This window comes from Gracilibacillus sp. Marseille-QA3620, assembly GCF_054950035.1.
Map to the genome: position 1 here is coordinate 69,360 of NZ_CM143102.1, position 17,590 is coordinate 86,949.

At 46.3% G+C, this 17,590-nt stretch carries 13 protein-coding genes and 2 rRNA genes; all 15 read left to right on the top strand.

What is annotated here, in order from left to right; translation table 11 throughout:
- Positions 1-67 precede the first annotated feature (67 nt).
- The 15 genes from tilS to ACY8DX_RS00435 all read left to right on the top strand — a co-directional run bounded on the left by tilS (position 68) and on the right by ACY8DX_RS00435 (position 17,560).
- Positions 68-1,483 (top strand): tRNA lysidine(34) synthetase TilS, encoded by a 1,416-nt coding sequence (gene tilS / locus ACY8DX_RS00365; protein WP_462406037.1) that lies wholly within the window; start codon positions 68-70, stop codon positions 1,481-1,483.
- A complete protein-coding gene (gene hpt, locus ACY8DX_RS00370) occupies positions 1,480-2,025 on the top strand; it encodes a hypoxanthine phosphoribosyltransferase (protein ID WP_049672592.1) in 546 nt (181 codons plus the stop codon). The genes tilS and hpt overlap by 4 nt, the downstream gene beginning before the upstream one ends.
- Positions 2,026-2,161: 136 nt before the next feature.
- Positions 2,162-4,147 carry an ATP-dependent zinc metalloprotease FtsH gene (gene ftsH, locus ACY8DX_RS00375; RefSeq protein WP_439802642.1) on the top strand — a complete coding sequence of 662 codons (1,986 nt, stop codon included), beginning with the start codon at positions 2,162-2,164 and terminating at the stop codon, positions 4,145-4,147.
- A gap of 82 nt (positions 4,148-4,229) precedes the next feature.
- Positions 4,230-4,997, top strand: a complete 768-nt coding sequence (locus tag ACY8DX_RS00380; RefSeq protein ID WP_462406038.1) for a type III pantothenate kinase — start codon at positions 4,230-4,232, stop codon at positions 4,995-4,997.
- Positions 4,998-5,032: 35 nt separating this feature from the next.
- A complete protein-coding gene (hslO, locus tag ACY8DX_RS00385; protein WP_049672589.1) occupies positions 5,033-5,911 on the top strand; it encodes an Hsp33 family molecular chaperone HslO in 879 nt (292 codons plus the stop codon).
- An 18-nt stretch (positions 5,912-5,929) separates the two neighbouring features.
- The gene (locus tag ACY8DX_RS00390) at positions 5,930-6,790 is read left to right on the top strand and encodes a peptidylprolyl isomerase (RefSeq protein WP_049672588.1); all 861 of its coding nucleotides are present in this window, start codon (positions 5,930-5,932) and stop codon (positions 6,788-6,790) included.
- Positions 6,791-6,915: 125 nt separating this feature from the next.
- Positions 6,916-7,842: a cysteine synthase A gene (gene cysK / locus ACY8DX_RS00395; protein WP_049672587.1), complete on the top strand. Its 927-nt coding sequence runs from the start codon at positions 6,916-6,918 to the stop codon at positions 7,840-7,842.
- A 132-nt stretch (positions 7,843-7,974) separates the two neighbouring features.
- On the top strand, positions 7,975-8,808 hold the full coding sequence (folP, locus tag ACY8DX_RS00400; RefSeq protein ID WP_049672586.1) for a dihydropteroate synthase: 834 nt from the start codon (positions 7,975-7,977) through the stop codon (positions 8,806-8,808).
- The gene (folB, locus tag ACY8DX_RS00405) at positions 8,801-9,169 is read left to right on the top strand and encodes a dihydroneopterin aldolase (protein ID WP_049672585.1); all 369 of its coding nucleotides are present in this window, start codon (positions 8,801-8,803) and stop codon (positions 9,167-9,169) included. The genes folP and folB overlap by 8 nt, the downstream gene beginning before the upstream one ends.
- On the top strand, positions 9,166-9,690 hold the full coding sequence (gene folK, locus ACY8DX_RS00410; protein WP_439802641.1) for a 2-amino-4-hydroxy-6-hydroxymethyldihydropteridine diphosphokinase: 525 nt from the start codon (positions 9,166-9,168) through the stop codon (positions 9,688-9,690). The genes folB and folK overlap by 4 nt, the downstream gene beginning before the upstream one ends.
- Entirely contained in the window at positions 9,642-9,851 is a 210-nt protein-coding gene (locus ACY8DX_RS00415) for a helix-turn-helix domain-containing protein (RefSeq protein WP_049672583.1), read from the top strand. Before folK ends, ACY8DX_RS00415 begins: the two co-directional genes overlap by 49 nt.
- Positions 9,852-9,884: 33 nt before the next feature.
- Positions 9,885-10,883, top strand: a complete 999-nt coding sequence (dusB, locus tag ACY8DX_RS00420; protein WP_049672582.1) for a tRNA dihydrouridine synthase DusB — start codon at positions 9,885-9,887, stop codon at positions 10,881-10,883.
- Positions 10,884-11,060: 177 nt separating this feature from the next.
- The gene (gene lysS, locus ACY8DX_RS00425; RefSeq protein WP_049672581.1) at positions 11,061-12,542 is read left to right on the top strand and encodes a lysine--tRNA ligase; all 1,482 of its coding nucleotides are present in this window, start codon (positions 11,061-11,063) and stop codon (positions 12,540-12,542) included.
- Positions 12,543-12,920: 378 nt separating this feature from the next.
- Positions 12,921-14,476 (top strand): 16S ribosomal RNA (locus ACY8DX_RS00430).
- A gap of 148 nt (positions 14,477-14,624) precedes the next feature.
- Positions 14,625-17,560 (top strand): 23S ribosomal RNA (locus tag ACY8DX_RS00435).
- The 16S and 23S rRNA genes sit together here, the layout of an rRNA operon.
- Positions 17,561-17,590: the final 30 nt, after the last annotated feature.

Genomic DNA, 17,590 nt, shown 5'->3' on the forward strand with positions numbered 1-17,590 from the left:
TGGCAGCGTCCATACAAGAATGGTACGATAGTACATATTGAATTGATAAGGCAGGAAGGGATTACGCATGTTAGAGAAGCAGGTTACTGCTTTTATAAAGCAAAAACGGTTAATAGACCCCAGTGATTCGTGCTTAGTTGGGGTTTCAGGCGGTCCGGACTCGATTGCTTTATTGGCTTATATGAAGGAACTCATCCCGGAATATGGACTGACGATTATGGTTGCCCATGTTGATCATATGTTCAGGGGAGAGGAATCTTATAAAGACTACCAATATGTCGAGGAGATGTGTGCCAAATGGAATCTGCCCTTTAAAGGGACGAGAGTCAATGTACCGGATTATATTAAGCAGACAGGAAAAAATCCCCAACAGGCATCTCGGGATTGTCGATACGCGCATTATAAAGCTATAATGAAGGAATATTCGGTGAAAAAGCTTGTTCTGGCGCATCATCTAGACGACCAGGCCGAAACGGTCCTGATGAATTTAATCAGGGGGAGTACAGGTAAAGCGAGAATGGGGATACCTGTAAAAAGGTCTTTTGCCGGAGGAGAAATTATCCGGCCGTTCCTTGCTGTGACAAGACAGGAAATCATGGATTATTGTGAACGAATGAACCTGAATCCCCGTTTTGACCCAAGCAATGAAAAGGATCTATATACAAGGAACCGGTTCCGCAAATACATATTGCCACTCATTAAGCAGGAAAATGAACAGGCATTGAATCATATTCAACGTTTCTCTGAGGAAGTGGAGCGGGATGAGGATTATCTTCAAAGCCTTGCCCAGGAGAGATTTGAATCCCTTGGTATAGAGCGGGATAAGGACAAATGGATTGTCGAAATCCCCCGTCTTTCAGCAGTGCCAAAACCTTTACAAAGAAGGGTGATTCAACTAATATTAAACTATCTTTATCAAGTGAAACCTTATATGTTTTCATCCGTACATATAGATAGTATTCAATCCTTGCTTGTGGAATCTCATCCTTCCATCTCCTTGCAGTTGCCTCATGGCCTTCGAGTGACAAAGGCCTACGAACGGTTGCTTTTCCATTTTGGCGAGCTGCCCGTTTCGACCTTTTCCAATGAACTTTGTATACCTGGGCTGACGACGCTAGAGAATGGTTATGTGATTGAAACAGCATTATGGGACGGAGCTGCTGAAGAAATGCTTCAAGAATCAGCAGATGCCTGTACCATAACGATTGCGAAGGAAAGACTGCCCTTGCTTGTACGGAACAGGCGTGATGGAGACCGCTATCAGCCGAAGGGATTTGCAGGACATAAGAAGCTGAAGAAGCTTTTTGTCGAACGCAGAATTCCCATCCATTTACGTGATTCATGGCCGATTGTCACCGATAAGAACGGAGTCATCGTCTGGATACCGGGCTTGCAGCAGGTAAGTGCCGAATATTCGCCGAATGCTATAAATATCATGGTAAAGTATACTGAATTAAGCTCTTCTAGGAGGACAACTGAATGACAATCCACAATGACATAGAAAAGGTACTGATTTCCGAGGAGGAGATCCAAGGGAAAATCAAAGAGTTGGGCGCAATGCTCACAGAAGAATATAAGGATAAGAATCCGCTTGTAATCGGCGTGTTAAAAGGCGCAATGCCATTTATGACAGATTTGCTGAAGCATGTGGATAGCTATCTGGAAATGGACTTCATGGATGTTTCCAGCTATGGAAACTCAACTGTTTCATCCGGTGAGGTTAAGATTATCAAGGATTTAAATACATCTGTTGAAGGCCGTGACCTTCTTATTATTGAAGATATTATTGACAGCGGTTTGACCTTATCCTATTTAGTGGACTTATTCCGCTACCGTAAGGCTAAATCAATCAAGCTTGTTACTTTGCTTGATAAGCCGTCCGGCCGTAAAGCCGACATCACAGCAGATTATGCATGCTTCGATGTGCCGAATGAATTCGTTGTCGGCTATGGATTGGATTACATCGAGAAATATCGTAACCTTCCATATGTTGGAGTGCTTAAAAGAGAAGTTTATGAAGCATAAATTTAGGGATATAAATGATTAGAACACGTTTTATTTCAGCAAAATAGACGGGTCTATTATATTTATATAAAATAAATAAGTACCTAAATGCACTATAGCCAAATACTATTTAGTTTCCTTTGGGAGGAGGTTAGGGATGAACCGTATATTTAAAAATACCATATTTTACTTACTTATTTTTGTGGCGATCATAGGTGTCGTGAGTGTGTTTAACCAGAACTCCGAGCCTACCACACAAATGTCAAATACTGAGTTCATAAACAAACTCGAAGCTGGTGAGATCAAATCTGCCGACTTGCAGGTGGAAAATGGTGTATATGCAGTAACAGGCCAAGAAAAAGGCGCTAAGGAAGATGAGTTTTATGTAACATACATTCTTTCAGAGCAGGCAGGGAAAGTCACTGATCTGATTGATGACCAAGACATCGCTACTAATGTAAAAGGTGCCGAACAAACAAGCGCATGGGTAACATTCCTTACTTCCATGATTCCGTTTGTTATCATCTTGTTGCTATTCTTCTTCTTGTTGAATAATGCACAAGGCGGCGGAAGCCGAGTAATGAACTTCGGCAAAAGCAAAGCTAAGCTGTACAGCGAAGAAAAGAAAAAGGTTCGTTTCAAAGATGTGGCAGGAGCAGACGAAGAGAAGCAGGAGCTTGTCGAAGTCGTTGAGTTCTTGAAAGACCCTCGTAAATTCGCAGAGCTCGGTGCCAGAATTCCGAAGGGTGTCCTGTTAGTTGGACCTCCAGGGACTGGTAAAACCTTGCTTGCACGTGCAGTGGCTGGAGAAGCCGGCGTGCCGTTCTTCTCTATCAGTGGTTCTGACTTCGTTGAGATGTTCGTCGGTGTCGGTGCATCACGTGTTCGTGATTTGTTTGAAAATGCAAAGAAAAATGCTCCATGTATCATCTTCATTGATGAGATTGATGCAGTTGGACGCCAGCGTGGCGCAGGTCTTGGCGGCGGACATGATGAACGTGAGCAAACCTTGAACCAATTGCTAGTTGAAATGGATGGCTTCGGTGCTAATGAAGGCATCATCATCATCGCTGCGACTAACCGTCCAGACATCCTTGACCCGGCGTTATTGCGTCCAGGACGTTTCGACCGTCAAATCACGGTTGACCGACCAGACCTAAACGGAAGGGAAGCAGTCCTTCGTGTTCATGCACAGGGCAAACCGCTTGCAGAGGATGTTGATCTTAAAGCGATTGCAATGAGAACACCTGGTTTCTCAGGAGCAGACCTTGAGAACTTGTTAAATGAGGCGGCGCTTGTTGCTGCCAGACAAGATAAGAAAGAAGTAGACATGAGCGATATCGATGAGGCAACTGACCGTGTTATTGCCGGTCCTGCTAAGAAGAGCCGTGTTATTTCCAAGAAGGAAAGAAACATCGTTGCCTTCCATGAATCCGGGCATACGGTTATCGGCCTTGTATTAGATGAAGCTGATATGGTTCATAAAGTGACAATCGTACCGCGCGGTCAAGCCGGCGGATATGCTGTTATGCTTCCTCGTGAAGACCGTTACTTCATGACGAAACCAGAGCTTTACGACAAGATTACCGGCCTATTAGGCGGACGTGTCGCAGAAGAAATCGTGTTCGGTGAAGTAAGTACAGGCGCTCACAATGACTTCCAGCGTGCAACAGGCATCGCTAGAAAGATGGTCACTGAATACGGCATGAGTGATAGACTCGGACCAATGCAGTTCGGTCATACACAAGGTCAAGTATTCCTTGGACGTGACATCAATAATGAACAAAATTACTCTGATAAGATTGCTTATGAGATTGATACAGAAATCCAAAACATCATCAAGACATGTTATGAGCGTGCCAAAACAATCCTTACTGAAAACCGCAGCAAGCTTGATTTAATCGCTAATACATTGCTTGAAGTAGAAACATTGGATGCAGAGCAAATTCGTCACTTAGCGGATTACGGTAAACTGCCTGAACGCAAGAAGGCGAATGGCGATGTAAAGGTGAACCTTTCCTCTAAGGAAAAATCACCTGTTGTCCATGAAGATATGACGAAAGAAGATGAGACGATCGCTGAGGGCAGGAAAGATGTACCTACTCCTCCAGACATGGAGACAGATGATCGCAATAAGCTATAAGAAAGAAGTGCCCCTTCATTGGGGCGCTTTTTTATTGCGCATGTTAAAATAAGGACATTCTAAGATAAGGTGAGGATAACAGATGCTGCTCGTTTTAGAAGTGGGGAATTCGAATATCTTGATAGGGGTTTATGAGGATGATTATTTGCGTTACCACTGGAGAATTGAAACGAATCAACGAAAAACCGAGGATGAGTACGGCCTAATTTTCTCTCAGTTATTTAGTCATTCGGGTGTCTCGGCTGAACAAATTGAAGGAATTATTATGTCCTCCGTTGTACCGCCGATTATGCCTGCCCTTATCAAGATGTGCTCAAAGTATTTTCATTTGGAACCGCTTGTGGTGGGACCGGGAATTAAGACAGGTCTTCATATTAAGTACGAAAATCCCCGTGAAGTCGGGAGTGATCGAATCGTCAATGCGGTGGCTGCCATAGAAGAATACGGGGCGCCAATCATCATTGTGGATTTTGGGACGGCAACCACGTATTGTTATGTTAATAAGCATCAACAATATATGGGTGGAGCCATTGCGCCTGGTATTGAAATCTCAATGGAAGCCCTTTTTGAGAGAGCCTCCAAATTGCCAAGGGTTGAAATCTTACGACCTGAAGGCATAATAGGGAAGACGACAGTTTCGGCCATGCAGGCAGGGATCTTGTATGGAGTCATCGGTCAGGTTGAGGGAATTGTCAACCGTATAAAGAAACAAAGTAAACAGCAACCTAAGGTTATTGCAACAGGAGTATGGGCAGATCTCATTGCCGGTGAGACAACAGTCATCGATGAGGTGGCGCCGTTCCTGACTTTGAAGGGGCTGCAAATCATATATAAGAAGAATCGGCCGTAGAGCCATTCTCTCGGAAAGCTAGGAAGGAGCTTAACATGAACGATTATTTAGTAAGAGCATTGGCCTATGAAGGGCAAGTAAGGGCATATGCCGTATCAACAACAGAAACAGTAGGAGAGGCGCAAAGACGCCATGATACATGGAGAACAGCATCTGCCGCCCTGGGAAGAGCGATGACTGCTGGTGTCATGATGGGGGCCATGCAAAAGGGTGACGCAAAGATTACGATCAGCATTGAGGGGAATGGACCGCTCGGCCCGATTATCGTGGATGCCAATGCAAATGGGGAAGTGCGCGGTTATGTCACAAATCCGCATGTTGATTTCGCATCTCGTGAAGGCGGGAAGCTTGATGTCCGCCGTGCAGTAGGTACAGAGGGAACGTTATCTGTCGTTAAGGATGTAGGGATGAAGGATAATTTCTCCGGAAGAGTACCTTTAGTCTCTGGTGAACTAGGCGAAGATTTCACCTACTATTTCGCCCTTTCTGAACAAACACCAAGCTCAGTTGGTGTTGGGGTTCTTGTAAATGGGGATGATACGATTGCCGTTGCAGGAGGATTCATTATCCAGCTGCTTCCGAATACAGATGATGCCGTGATTACGCAAATAGAGAATTCCTTAAATAATATGCCGTATATCTCTGAAATGCTGAAGGACGGGTTAAAGCCTGAGGAGATTCTCTATCGTATTCTTGGAGAGGAAAACGTGAAAGTATTGGATACGATGCCAATCAAGTTTGAGTGCCAATGCTCAAAAGACCGATACAGCAGGGCTATTATTGGACTCGGTAAAGAGGAAATTCAGGATATGATTGATACAGAGGGCGGCATAGAAGCTCAATGTCATTTCTGTAATGAAACATATGCCTTCACCACAGAAGAACTAGAAGAACTGAAAAAAGAAGCAAAGTAAGCTATTGGGGGAGTTGCTTTGTCTGTTAAACAGTGCTGGGCAATCATCGCAGGATTGATTTTGCTCAATATCTCGACGGTTCTATATTTTCTTTATGGCGGAACATCGAAGAATAACCTAGATGATACAGTAGCATCGGTAGGAGATGTGAATATTCAAAGAGCCGAATTGGCGGATAAGCTAGACCTATCCTATGGTCGTGAAACCTTGAGGAAAATGGTCAATGATGAGGTCATCCGCCAAATGGCTGATAAGAATGGTTTGTCTGTTACAAAAGAGGAAGTGGAGATGGAACGGCGCCTTCATCAATCGACCTATGGATATGGAAAAGAAGAAGGACGGGATGAGAAAAAGCTGATGGAGCAACTCAAGCTCTCTATTCTCTTTGAGAAAATCCTTACGAAGGATGTCCAAGTCGCCGCTGAGGAAATAGAGAGGTATTTGGATGAAAACAATAGCCTCTTCAATAAGCCGGATCTATACCATGTATCTCATATCATCGTTGAGAAGAAATCGGATGCAGAGAACATTATTAAGGATTTAAAGGCTGGGGCTGATTTTTCGGCCTTGGCTATGGAATATTCCCCGTCCGATCCAGAATACGATTTAGGGATGCTTTCTTTAGAGACAGATACCATACCAACAAGCTATAAAGTCTCCTTGAAGAATTTAAAGGCAGGTCAATGGAGTGAGCCTCATGAAGTAGATGAAGGCTACGCTGTTTTGTATGTTGAGGAGTTCATGGAAGGAAAGACATATACGGCAGAGCAGCTTGAGCCATATGTCAAACGGCGTATTGCCATGGAGCAGCTTGATGCGGTTGCTGCCGTCGATCTTTTTTGGGATGAAGTCGGGGTCAAATGGGTATATGAGCAATAGGATGATAGAACCAGAAAATGGTGTAAATGATGGTTGGCCCAGTGAATATTAGTTGACAGATAGGAAAAAAATAGCTAAATTGTATATAAAACATATGAAAATACTATGGATTAGGGGTGGATGAAGTGAGTAAGATAGCAAATAATGTGTCAGAGTTGATTGGGAACACACCAGTCGTGAAGTTGAACAAGATTGTAGAGGATGGTTCTGCTGAGGTTTATTTGAAACTAGAATACATGAATCCGGGCAGCAGCGTGAAAGACCGTATTGCTTTAGCTATGATTAATGATGCTGAAGAGAAGGGTCTATTGAAGCCTGATACGACAATTATTGAGCCGACAAGCGGGAATACAGGAATCGGTCTTGCATGGGTTGCGGCTGCAAAAGGCTATAAAGCCATTCTAGTCATGCCTGACACAATGAGCATTGAACGCCGTAATTTGCTGAAAGCTTATGGTGCTCAACTCATCCTGACTCCTGGTAAAGAAGGGATGAAGGGTGCCATCGCGAAAGCAACTGAGCTAGCTGAGCAAAATGGCTATTTCATGCCACAGCAATTCCAAAATGAAGCAAACCCAGAGGTTCACCGTCAAACAACAGGTAAAGAAATCGTTGAGCAAATGGGTGACCAGCTTGATGCCTTCATTTCAGGTATTGGTACAGGCGGAACAATTTCCGGTGCAGGTTCCGTACTTCGTGAAGCCTATAAAGATATCAAAATTGTCGCTGTCGAGCCGGCGGATTCTCCCGTATTATCCGGAGGATCACCAGGACCGCACAAAATTCAAGGAATTGGTGCAGGATTCGTTCCTGATACATTAAATACAGAAATCTATGATGAAATCATCAAAGTGGCAAATGAAGAAGCGTTCGAACAAGCAAGAAGAGCTGCGAAAGAGGAAGGTATCCTAGGAGGAATCTCTGCTGGGGCTGCTATCCATGCTGCGCTTCAGGTTGCGAAGAAACTTGGGGAAGGCAAAAAAGTTCTGGCGATCATTCCGGATAACGGAGAACGCTACTTGAGCACACCTCTTTATAACTTTGAAGATTAATAGAGATGAACGAAAAGAGGCGAAAGCCTCTTTTTTTTATTCACAACATTTCCATTCATGCCCATGAGTTATGGTATAGTGTTTTCCATAGAAGAAGTGTTAAGGGCATCTTAATAAAAGGAGTATTGGTAAATGGTGAATGTAATAGAATGCGGACCATATAAACTCGAGATGAGCGGCCGGACGCTCATCATGGGAATCCTAAATATGACCCCTGATTCCTTCTCTGATGGAGGAAGGTATAATGCGGTTGATACAGCGCTTGAGCGGGCGCGCCAGCTCATCCAAGACGGCGCAGACATCATTGATGTCGGGGGTGAGTCAACTCGTCCAGGATATGAGCAGATTTCGTCTGAGGAGGAAATTGAGCGGGTAGTTCCAATCATTGAGTGTTTGGCTCAGGAGGTGAATGTACCGATCTCCATTGATACGTACAAAGCTGATGTAGCCAGAGCCGCATTAAAAGCAGGTGCTCATATTATAAATGATATTTGGGGGGCAAAGGCTGACCCGGATATGGCGAAGGTAGCAGCAGATACAGGTGTTCCAATCATTCTCATGCATAATCGTGAAGCAAAGCCCTATCAGGATTTTATGCGAGATGCATTAAATGATTTATATGAGAGCATTCAGCTGGTGAAGGGAGCAGGCGTAAAGGATGAACAAATTATCCTTGACCCAGGCATTGGTTTTGCTAAGACTCTTGAAGAGAACCTGCTGATGATGAGAAACCTCCGTATCATTACAAGTCTCGGTTACCCAGTTTTACTTGGTACCTCCCGTAAATCAATGATTGGCCATACATTGCAATTGCCAGTTGAGGAGCGCGTTGAGGGAACTATTGCGAGTGTTTGTCTTGGAATTCAGCAAGGGTGCAGCATCATGCGTGTGCATGATGTGAAGGAGAATGCACGCGCAGCGAGGATGATGGATGCAATGTTAGGGAAGGTGAAGGTAAATGGATAAAATAATTCTTGAAAAGATGGAATTTTATGGATACCATGGTGTTTATCCAGAGGAAAATAAATTAGGCCAGCGCTATCGTGTTGATCTTACTGCTTACTTAGATCTTAAGCCGGCAGGACAGACAGATGATTTGAATAAATCGGTTAATTATGCTGAAATATACACGTTATGCAAAGAAATCGTAGAGGGCGAGCGCTTTGATTTAATCGAGGCGGTAGCTGAAAGAATTGCAGCTGGAGTGTTGACGCAGCATGAAATAATTCAAGCGTGTACTGTCAGAGTAATCAAGCCTGACCCTCCGATTCCCGGTCATTATCAATCAGTGGCTGTGGAAATTGAGAGAAAGCGTGAGTCAGCATGAATAGCGCCTATATCGGATTAGGTACGAATCTGGGGGATCGGGAAAGCTATTTAATGAACGCTATTGAAGAGCTATCCAGCCATCCCTCCAATCGGATTACGGCTGTATCCTCCATTTATGAGACCGATCCTTGGGGATATGAAGAACAAGGTAAATTCTTGAATATGGTTATTTGCCTTCAAACAGAGTTATCACCGCAAGACCTACTCGCATGCTGTATGTATGTTGAGAAGAAACTTGGCAGAAAACGGGAAATCAGATGGGGTCCAAGAACGATAGACCTTGACATTTTACTATATAATCAAGAGAATATTGTCACGGAAAACTTGATTATCCCGCACCCGCGAATTATGGAAAGAGCCTTTGTTGCCATTCCGCTCGTGGAACTTGATAAGGACATCACTCTGCCAAATATGGACAAACCGGTAAGGGAAGTCATGGACGATATCCCCGACAAAAAAGGGGTTCGAGTATGGAAGCAGAAAGATGGGGAAGGCGCATTCGGGCTTTCCGGAAATTAAAAGGTTTTACGCAAGAAGAATTCGCTAGGGAGCTTGGTGTATCCGTCTCCATGCTTGGGGAAGTGGAACGGGGAAACAGGAACCCGACAACAACCTTCTTGACGGATGTGGCGGAGCAGCTGGGGATTACGATGGAGGAATTGAAGCCTCCTGTTAAATAGATGAATAAAAACACGGATAGGGAGGTCATATTCATGCTGAAGATTGGGAACGTCGAAATGAAGAACCCGGTAGTGCTGGCTCCGATGGCTGGAGTATGTAATTCTGCCTTCCGTCTGACGGTGAAGGAATTCGGAGTCGGTCTTGTTTGTGCAGAAATGGTCAGTGACAAGGGAATTGTGTATGGCAACGAGAAGACTTTGAGCATGCTCTACATCGATGAGCGTGAAAAGCCGTTGTCCCTGCAGATTTTTGGTGGGGAGAAGGAATCTCTCGTTCAGGCTGCCCAGTTCGTTGACAAGAATACGAATGCAGACATTATTGATATTAATATGGGCTGCCCGGTTAATAAGATTATTAAATGTGAAGCAGGAGCCCGCTGGCTATTGAATCCAGATAAAATCTATGAGATGGTTTCTGCGGTAGTCGATAAGGTAGAAAAGCCGGTTACGGTAAAGATGCGCATTGGCTGGGATGATAAACATATCCTCGTGGCAGAAAATGCGCAGGCTGTTGAAAGGGCTGGCGGAAGCGCTGTGGCTGTCCATGGACGTACACGCGTACAAATGTATGAAGGGCAAGCGAACTGGGATTACATCAAGCTTGCGAAGGAATCGGTCAATATTCCAGTCATCGGTAATGGTGATGTCCAAACTCCACAGGATGCTAAACGCATGCTTGATGAGACAGGCTGTGATGGGGTCATGATTGGTCGTGCGGCGCTTGGGAACCCGTGGATGATGTATCAGACGGTTAAATATCTCGAGAGCGGTATCCTGCTGCCAGAGCCCTCCGTACGCGAGAAAATGGACGTATGCGTGCTCCATCTAGACCGGCTGATTGCCCTGAAGGATGAATATATCGCTGTTCGCGAAATGAGAAAGCATGCCGCCTGGTATTTAAAGGGCGTGCAAGGCAGCGGGAAGATAAGGAAAGAAATTAATATTGTAGAGACACGCGACCAGCTTGTCGGGCTGCTCTATGGACTTGTAGAAGACATTGAAGCAGAGGGTCAAGTAACGGAAGCTGTTTGATGATTTGACAGCCTTGCATCTAATTACTAAAATAAGCATGAATCATAAGCTGCCGGGTCCGTTCCGGCAGTTTTTCTGCTATTTTAAAAAATTCAAGTAGATACTGGTGTCTTATGGTGTTATTTTGTGTAAAATAAAAAACAGTATATAGCGATACAGAGATGGAGTGAGTAGTAAATGAGCGAAGAATTAAATGACCAGTTCCAGGTCAGACGTGATAAAATGACGCGAATTGCTGAATTGGGCCTTGATCCATTCGGACAAAAATTCGTGCGTACACATTTGGCTCAAGAGATTATTACAGAGTTCAGCGAATTGGAAAATGAAGAGCTTGAAGCAAAGGGTATTGAAGTATCCATTGCCGGCCGTATTATGACCAAACGCGGAAAAGGGAAAGCTGGTTTTGCACACATTAAAGATGTTAGCGGCCAAATTCAAATTTATGTAAGAAAAGACGCAATTGGTGAGGATGCCTATGAGCTCTTTAAGATGGCTGACCTAGGTGATATCGTTGGTATTAAGGGGATAGTCTTTAAGACTAAAGTTGGCGAATTGTCCATCAAGGTCAATGAATTTACCTTCCTGACTAAATCCTTGCGCCCGCTGCCGGAGAAATACCATGGTCTTAAAGACATTGAGGAGCGCTACCGTAAACGCTATCTGGACTTGATTACAAGCGAAGAAAGCCAAAAGACCTTTATTGCAAGAAGCCGTATTATCCAAGCGATGAGACGTTACTTCGACGATAACGGCTTCTTGGAAGTGGAAACACCAATGCTTCACTCCATTGCCGGCGGTGCATCTGCAAGACCTTTCGTAACGCATCATAATGCTCTTGATATGCCAATGTATATGCGTATTGCGATTGAGCTTCACTTAAAACGCCTTATTGTCGGTGGATTAGAAAAGGTTTACGAAATTGGCCGTGTATTCAGAAACGAAGGCGTATCTACACGCCATAACCCTGAATTCACCATGCTTGAGCTTTATGAAGCTTATGCTGATTTCCATGACATTATGGACCTCACTGAGAATGTCATTGCTTACATTGCTGAAGAAGTACTTGGAACAACGACAATTCCATACGGTGAATATGAAGTAAATCTTGCGCCAAAATGGAAGAGACTTCATATGGTCGATGCAATAAAAGAATATGTTGGTGTAGACTTCTGGAAAGAGATGAGTGTAGAAGAAGCTCGTGCACTTGCGAAAGAGCATGATGTACAAATTACTGAATCTATGACAGTTGGCCATATCATCAATGAATTCTTCGAGCAAAAGATTGAAGAGAAATTGATTCAGCCTACATTCGTCTATGGTCATCCAGTTGAGATTTCTCCGCTAGCGAAGAAAAATGCAGAGGACCCTCGCTTTACAGATCGTTTTGAACTCTTTATCGTTGCGCGTGAGCATGCTAATGCCTTCACAGAGCTAAATGATCCTATCGACCAAAGACAACGCTTTGAAGCACAATTAAAAGAGCGTGAGCAAGGTAATGATGAAGCTCATATGATGGATGACGATTATATCGAAGCGTTAGAATATGGCATGCCGCCAACAGGCGGGCTCGGTATCGGCATCGACCGTCTCGTTATGCTGTTAACGAACTCTCCATCTATTCGTGACGTACTGTTATTCCCGCTTATGAGACATAAATAAGATACTTAAAAAGAGCCATGGAGACATGGCTCTTTTTTTATGTATATCCCCATAACATTTACCTTTTGCAACGAGTATTATCTTATTAAATATTTTAAATAAATTAACTATAATTTTTTTCATAAATAACTATTGCAATATAAAATGACGGGTGATATATTTATATACGTCGCCGCTGACCTAAAGCGAACGACGAAAAAAAGAATAAAAAAGTTGTTGACACGGAAGACTGAACTTGGTAAGATAGTTAAGTCGCCAAAAACGACAACGAAGAAAATTGTTCTTTGAAAACTAAACAAAACGAAACGCTAAGCAAGTCTTAAAAATTGAGAGTTTAACTCTCGTCAATGTTTTATTTTTAATAGCTAGATCAAACATCTTTTGGAGAGTTTGATCCTGGCTCAGGACGAACGCTGGCGGCGTGCCTAATACATGCAAGTCGAGCGAATCAGATGGGAGCTTGCTCCCGGATGATTAGCGGCGGACGGGTGAGTAACACGTGGGCAACCTGCCCGTAAGATTGGGATAACTCCGGGAAACCGGTGCTAATACCGAATAGTTTCTGACACCTCATGGTGTCAGAGGGAAAGTTGGCTTTTAGCTAACACTTACGGATGGGCCCGCGGCGCATTAGCTAGTTGGTGAGGTAACGGCTCACCAAGGCGACGATGCGTAGCCGACCTGAGAGGGTGATCGGCCACACTGGGACTGAGACACGGCCCAGACTCCTACGGGAGGCAGCAGTAGGGAATCTTCCGCAATGGACGAAAGTCTGACGGAGCAACGCCGCGTGAGCGAAGAAGGCCTTCGGGTCGTAAAGCTCTGTTGTCAGGGAAGAACAAGTGCCATTCGAATAGGTTGGCACCTTGACGGTACCTGACCAGAAAGCCACGGCTAACTACGTGCCAGCAGCCGCGGTAATACGTAGGTGGCAAGCGTTGTCCGGAATTATTGGGCGTAAAGCGCGCGCAGGCGGTCCTTTAAGTCTGATGTGAAAGCCCACGGCTCAACCGTGGAGGGTCATTGGAAACTGGAGGACTTGAGTGCAGAAGAGAAGAGTGGAATTCCACGTGTAGCGGTGAAATGCGTAGAGATGTGGAGGAACACCAGTGGCGAAGGCGACTCTTTGGTCTGTAACTGACGCTGAGGCGCGAAAGCGTGGGGAGCAAACAGGATTAGATACCCTGGTAGTCCACGCCGTAAACGATGAGTGCTAAGTGTTAGGGGGTTTCCGCCCCTTAGTGCTGCAGCTAACGCATTAAGCACTCCGCCTGGGGAGTACGGCCGCAAGGCTGAAACTCAAAGGAATTGACGGGGGCCCGCACAAGCGGTGGAGCATGTGGTTTAATTCGAAGCAACGCGAAGAACCTTACCAGGTCTTGACATCCTCTGAAAACCCTAGAGATAGGGCGTTCCCCTTCGGGGGACAGAGTGACAGGTGGTGCATGGTTGTCGTCAGCTCGTGTCGTGAGATGTTGGGTTAAGTCCCGCAACGAGCGCAACCCTTGTCCTTAGTTGCCAGCATTCAGTTGGGCACTCTAGGGAGACTGCCGGTGACAAACCGGAGGAAGGTGGGGATGACGTCAAATCATCATGCCCCTTATGACCTGGGCTACACACGTGCTACAATGGGTGGTACAAAGGGCAGCAAGACCGCGAGGTTAAGCAAATCCCATAAAACCACTCTCAGTTCGGATTGCAGGCTGCAACTCGCCTGCATGAAGCTGGAATCGCTAGTAATCGCGGATCAGCATGCCGCGGTGAATACGTTCCCGGGCCTTGTACACACCGCCCGTCACACCACGAGAGTTTGTAACACCCGAAGTCGGTGGGGTAACCCTTACGGGAGCCAGCCGCCGAAGGTGGGACAGATGATTGGGGTGAAGTCGTAACAAGGTAGCCGTATCGGAAGGTGCGGCTGGATCACCTCCTTTCTAAGGAATATAGACTGCCTCAGCCAAGTAGTTTTGTTTAGTTTTGAAGGAGCAATCCTTCTGAAAATTGTTCTTTGAAAACTGGATAATGTAGTAAGGCAAAGTAATGCGTCATTAATGTATAAAAACCGAGTAAGAGTTTTTTAACGGTTAAGTTAATAAGGGCGCACGGTGGATGCCTTGGCACTAGGAGCCGATGAAGGACGGGACTAACACCGATATGCTTCGGGGAGCTGTAAGTAAGCTTTGATCCGGAGATTTCCGAATGGGGAAACCCACTGTTCGTAATGGAGCAGTATCTTACACTGAATTCATAGGTGTATGAAGGCACACCCGGGGAACTGAAACATCTAAGTACCCGGAGGAAGAGAAAGCAAACGCGATTTCCTGAGTAGCGGCGAGCGAAACGGAACCAGCCCAAACCAGAAGGCTTGCCTTCTGGGGTTGTAGGACACTCATTGTGGAGTTACAAAGGAACGGGGTAGGCGAAGCGACCTGGAAAGGTCCGTCAGAGAAGGTAACAACCCTGTAACCGAAACTTCGTTCCCTCCCGAGTGGATCCTGAGTACGGCGGAACACGAGGAATTCCGTCGGAATCCGGGAGGACCATCTCCCAAGGCTAAATACTCCCTAGTGACCGATAGTGAACCAGTACCGTGAGGGAAAGGTGAAAAGCACCCCGGAAGGGGAGTGAAAGAGATCCTGAAACCGTGTGCCTACAAGTAGTCAGAGCCCGTTAACGGGTGATGGCGTGCCTTTTGTAGAATGAACCGGCGAGTTACGATCCCATGCGAGGTTAAGTTGAAGAGACGGAGCCGCAGCGAAAGCGAGTCTGAATAGGGCGTATGAGTATGTGGTCGTAGACCCGAAACCAGGTGATCTACCCATGTCCAGGATGAAGTCCAGGTAACACTGGATGGAGGTCCGAACCCACGCACGTTGAAAAGTGCGGGGATGAGGTGTGGGTAGCGGAGAAATTCCAATCGAACCTGGAGATAGCTGGTTCTCTCCGAAATAGCTTTAGGGCTAGCCTCGAACTGAGAGTCTTGGAGGTAGAGCACTGTTTGGACTAGGGGCCCTCATCGGGTTACCGAATTCAGACAAACTCCGAATGCCAAAGACTTATGTTCGGGAGTCAGACTGCGAGTGATAAGATCCGTAGTCAAAAGGGAAACAGCCCAGACCGCCAGCTAAGGTCCCAAAGTATACGTTAAGTGGAAAAGGATGTGGAGTTGCCCAGACAACCAGGATGTTGGCTTAGAAGCAGCCACCATTTAAAGAGTGCGTAATAGCTCACTGGTCGAGTGACTCTGCGCCGAAAATGTACCGGGGCTAAACGTATCACCGAAGCTGCGGATGCATACCGTATGGTATGCGTGGTAGGAGAGCGTTCTAAGGGCTGTGAAGCATGACCGGAAGGACATGTGGAGCGCTTAGAAGTGAGAATGCCGGTATGAGTAGCGAAAGAAGGGTGAGAATCCCTTCCACCGAATGCCTAAGGTTTCCTGAGGAAGGCTCGTCCGCTCAGGGTTAGTCAGGACCTAAGCCGAGGCCGAAAGGCGTAGGCGATGGACAACAGGTTGATATTCCTGTACCACCTCTCTTCCATTTGAGTGATGGGGGGACGCAGTAGGATAGGGTAAGCGCGCTGTTGGATATGCGCGTCCAAGCAGTTAGGCCGATGAGTAGGCAAATCCGCTCATCACACAAGGCTGAGCTGTGATGGCGAGGGAACTAGAGTACCGAAGTTCCTGATTCCACACTGCCAAGAAAAGCCTCTAGCGAGGAAGAAGGTGCCTGTACCGCAAACCGACACAGGTAGGCGAGGAGAGAATCCTAAGGTGATCGAGAGAACTCTCGTTAAGGAACTCGGCAAAATGACCCCGTAACTTCGGGAGAAGGGGTGCTCACCAGGGTGTCAAAGCCCAGGTGAGCCGCAGTGAAAAGGCCCAGGCGACTGTTTAGCAAAAACACAGGTCTCTGCGAAGCCGCAAGGCGAAGTATAGGGGCTGACGCCTGCCCGGTGCTGGAAGGTTAAGAGGAGCGCTTAGCATTAGCGAAGGTGCGAATTGAAGCCCCAGTAAACGGCGGCCGTAACTATAACGGTCCTAAGGTAGCGAAATTCCTTGTCGGGTAAGTTCCGACCCGCACGAAAGGCGTAACGATCTGGGCACTGTCTCAACGAGAGACTCGGTGAAATTATAGTACCTGTGAAGATGCAGGTTACCCGCGACAGGACGGAAAGACCCCGTGGAGCTTTACTGCAGCCTGATATTGAATTTTGGTACAGCTTGTACAGGATAGGTAGGAGCCTTTGAAGCCGGAGCGCCAGCTTCGGTGGAGGCGTCGGTGGGATACTACCCCCGCTGTATTGAACTTCTAACCCGCACCCCTGAACCGGGGTGGGAGACAGTGTCAGGTGGGCAGTTTGACTGGGGCGGTCGCCTCCTAAAGAGTAACGGAGGCGCCCAAAGGTTCCCTCAGAATGGTTGGAAATCATTCGCAGAGTGTAAAGGCACAAGGGAGCTTGACTGCGAGACCTACAAGTCGAGCAGGGACGAAAGTCGGGCTTAGTGATCCGGTGGTTCCGCATGGAAGGGCCATCGCTCAACGGATAAAAGCTACCCCGGGGATAACAGGCTTATCTCCCCCAAGAGTCCACATCGACGGGGAGGTTTGGCACCTCGATGTCGGCTCATCGCATCCTGGGGCTGTAGTCGGTCCCAAGGGTTGGGCTGTTCGCCCATTAAAGCGGTACGCGAGCTGGGTTCAGAACGTCGTGAGACAGTTCGGTCCCTATCCGTCGTGGGCGCAGGAAATTTGAGAGGAGCTGTCCTTAGTACGAGAGGACCGGGATGGACGCACCGCTGGTGTACCAGTTGTTCCGCCAGGAGCATAGCTGGGTAGCTACGTGCGGACGGGATAAGTGCTGAAAGCATCTAAGCATGAAGCCCCCCTCGAGATGAGATTTCCCATAGCGCAAGCTAGTAAGAACCCTGAAAGATGATCAGGTAGATAGGTCCGAGGTGGAAGTGTGGCGACACATGGAGCTGACGGATACTAATCGTTCGAGGACTTAACCAAGAACAAACGCATACGCCAAACAAACATTAT

Bases quoted from the DNA above. Each gene is read 5' to 3' on its own strand.
- hslO (WP_049672589.1), top strand. From the start codon at position 5,033: ATGAACGATTATTTAGTAAGAGCATTGGCCTATGAAGGGCAAGTAAGG.
- ACY8DX_RS00380 (WP_462406038.1), top strand. From the start codon at position 4,230: ATGCTGCTCGTTTTAGAAGTGGGGAATTCGAATATCTTGATAGGGGTT.
- ACY8DX_RS00415 (WP_049672583.1), top strand. From the start codon at position 9,642: ATGGAAGCAGAAAGATGGGGAAGGCGCATTCGGGCTTTCCGGAAATTA.
- lysS (WP_049672581.1), top strand. From the start codon at position 11,061: ATGAGCGAAGAATTAAATGACCAGTTCCAGGTCAGACGTGATAAAATG.
- tilS (WP_462406037.1), top strand. From the start codon at position 68: ATGTTAGAGAAGCAGGTTACTGCTTTTATAAAGCAAAAACGGTTAATA.
- hpt (WP_049672592.1), top strand. From the start codon at position 1,480: ATGACAATCCACAATGACATAGAAAAGGTACTGATTTCCGAGGAGGAG.
- dusB (WP_049672582.1), top strand. From the start codon at position 9,885: ATGCTGAAGATTGGGAACGTCGAAATGAAGAACCCGGTAGTGCTGGCT.
- folK (WP_439802641.1), top strand. From the start codon at position 9,166: ATGAATAGCGCCTATATCGGATTAGGTACGAATCTGGGGGATCGGGAA.
- folB (WP_049672585.1), top strand. From the start codon at position 8,801: ATGGATAAAATAATTCTTGAAAAGATGGAATTTTATGGATACCATGGT.
- ftsH (WP_439802642.1), top strand. From the start codon at position 2,162: ATGAACCGTATATTTAAAAATACCATATTTTACTTACTTATTTTTGTG.
- folP (WP_049672586.1), top strand. From the start codon at position 7,975: ATGGTGAATGTAATAGAATGCGGACCATATAAACTCGAGATGAGCGGC.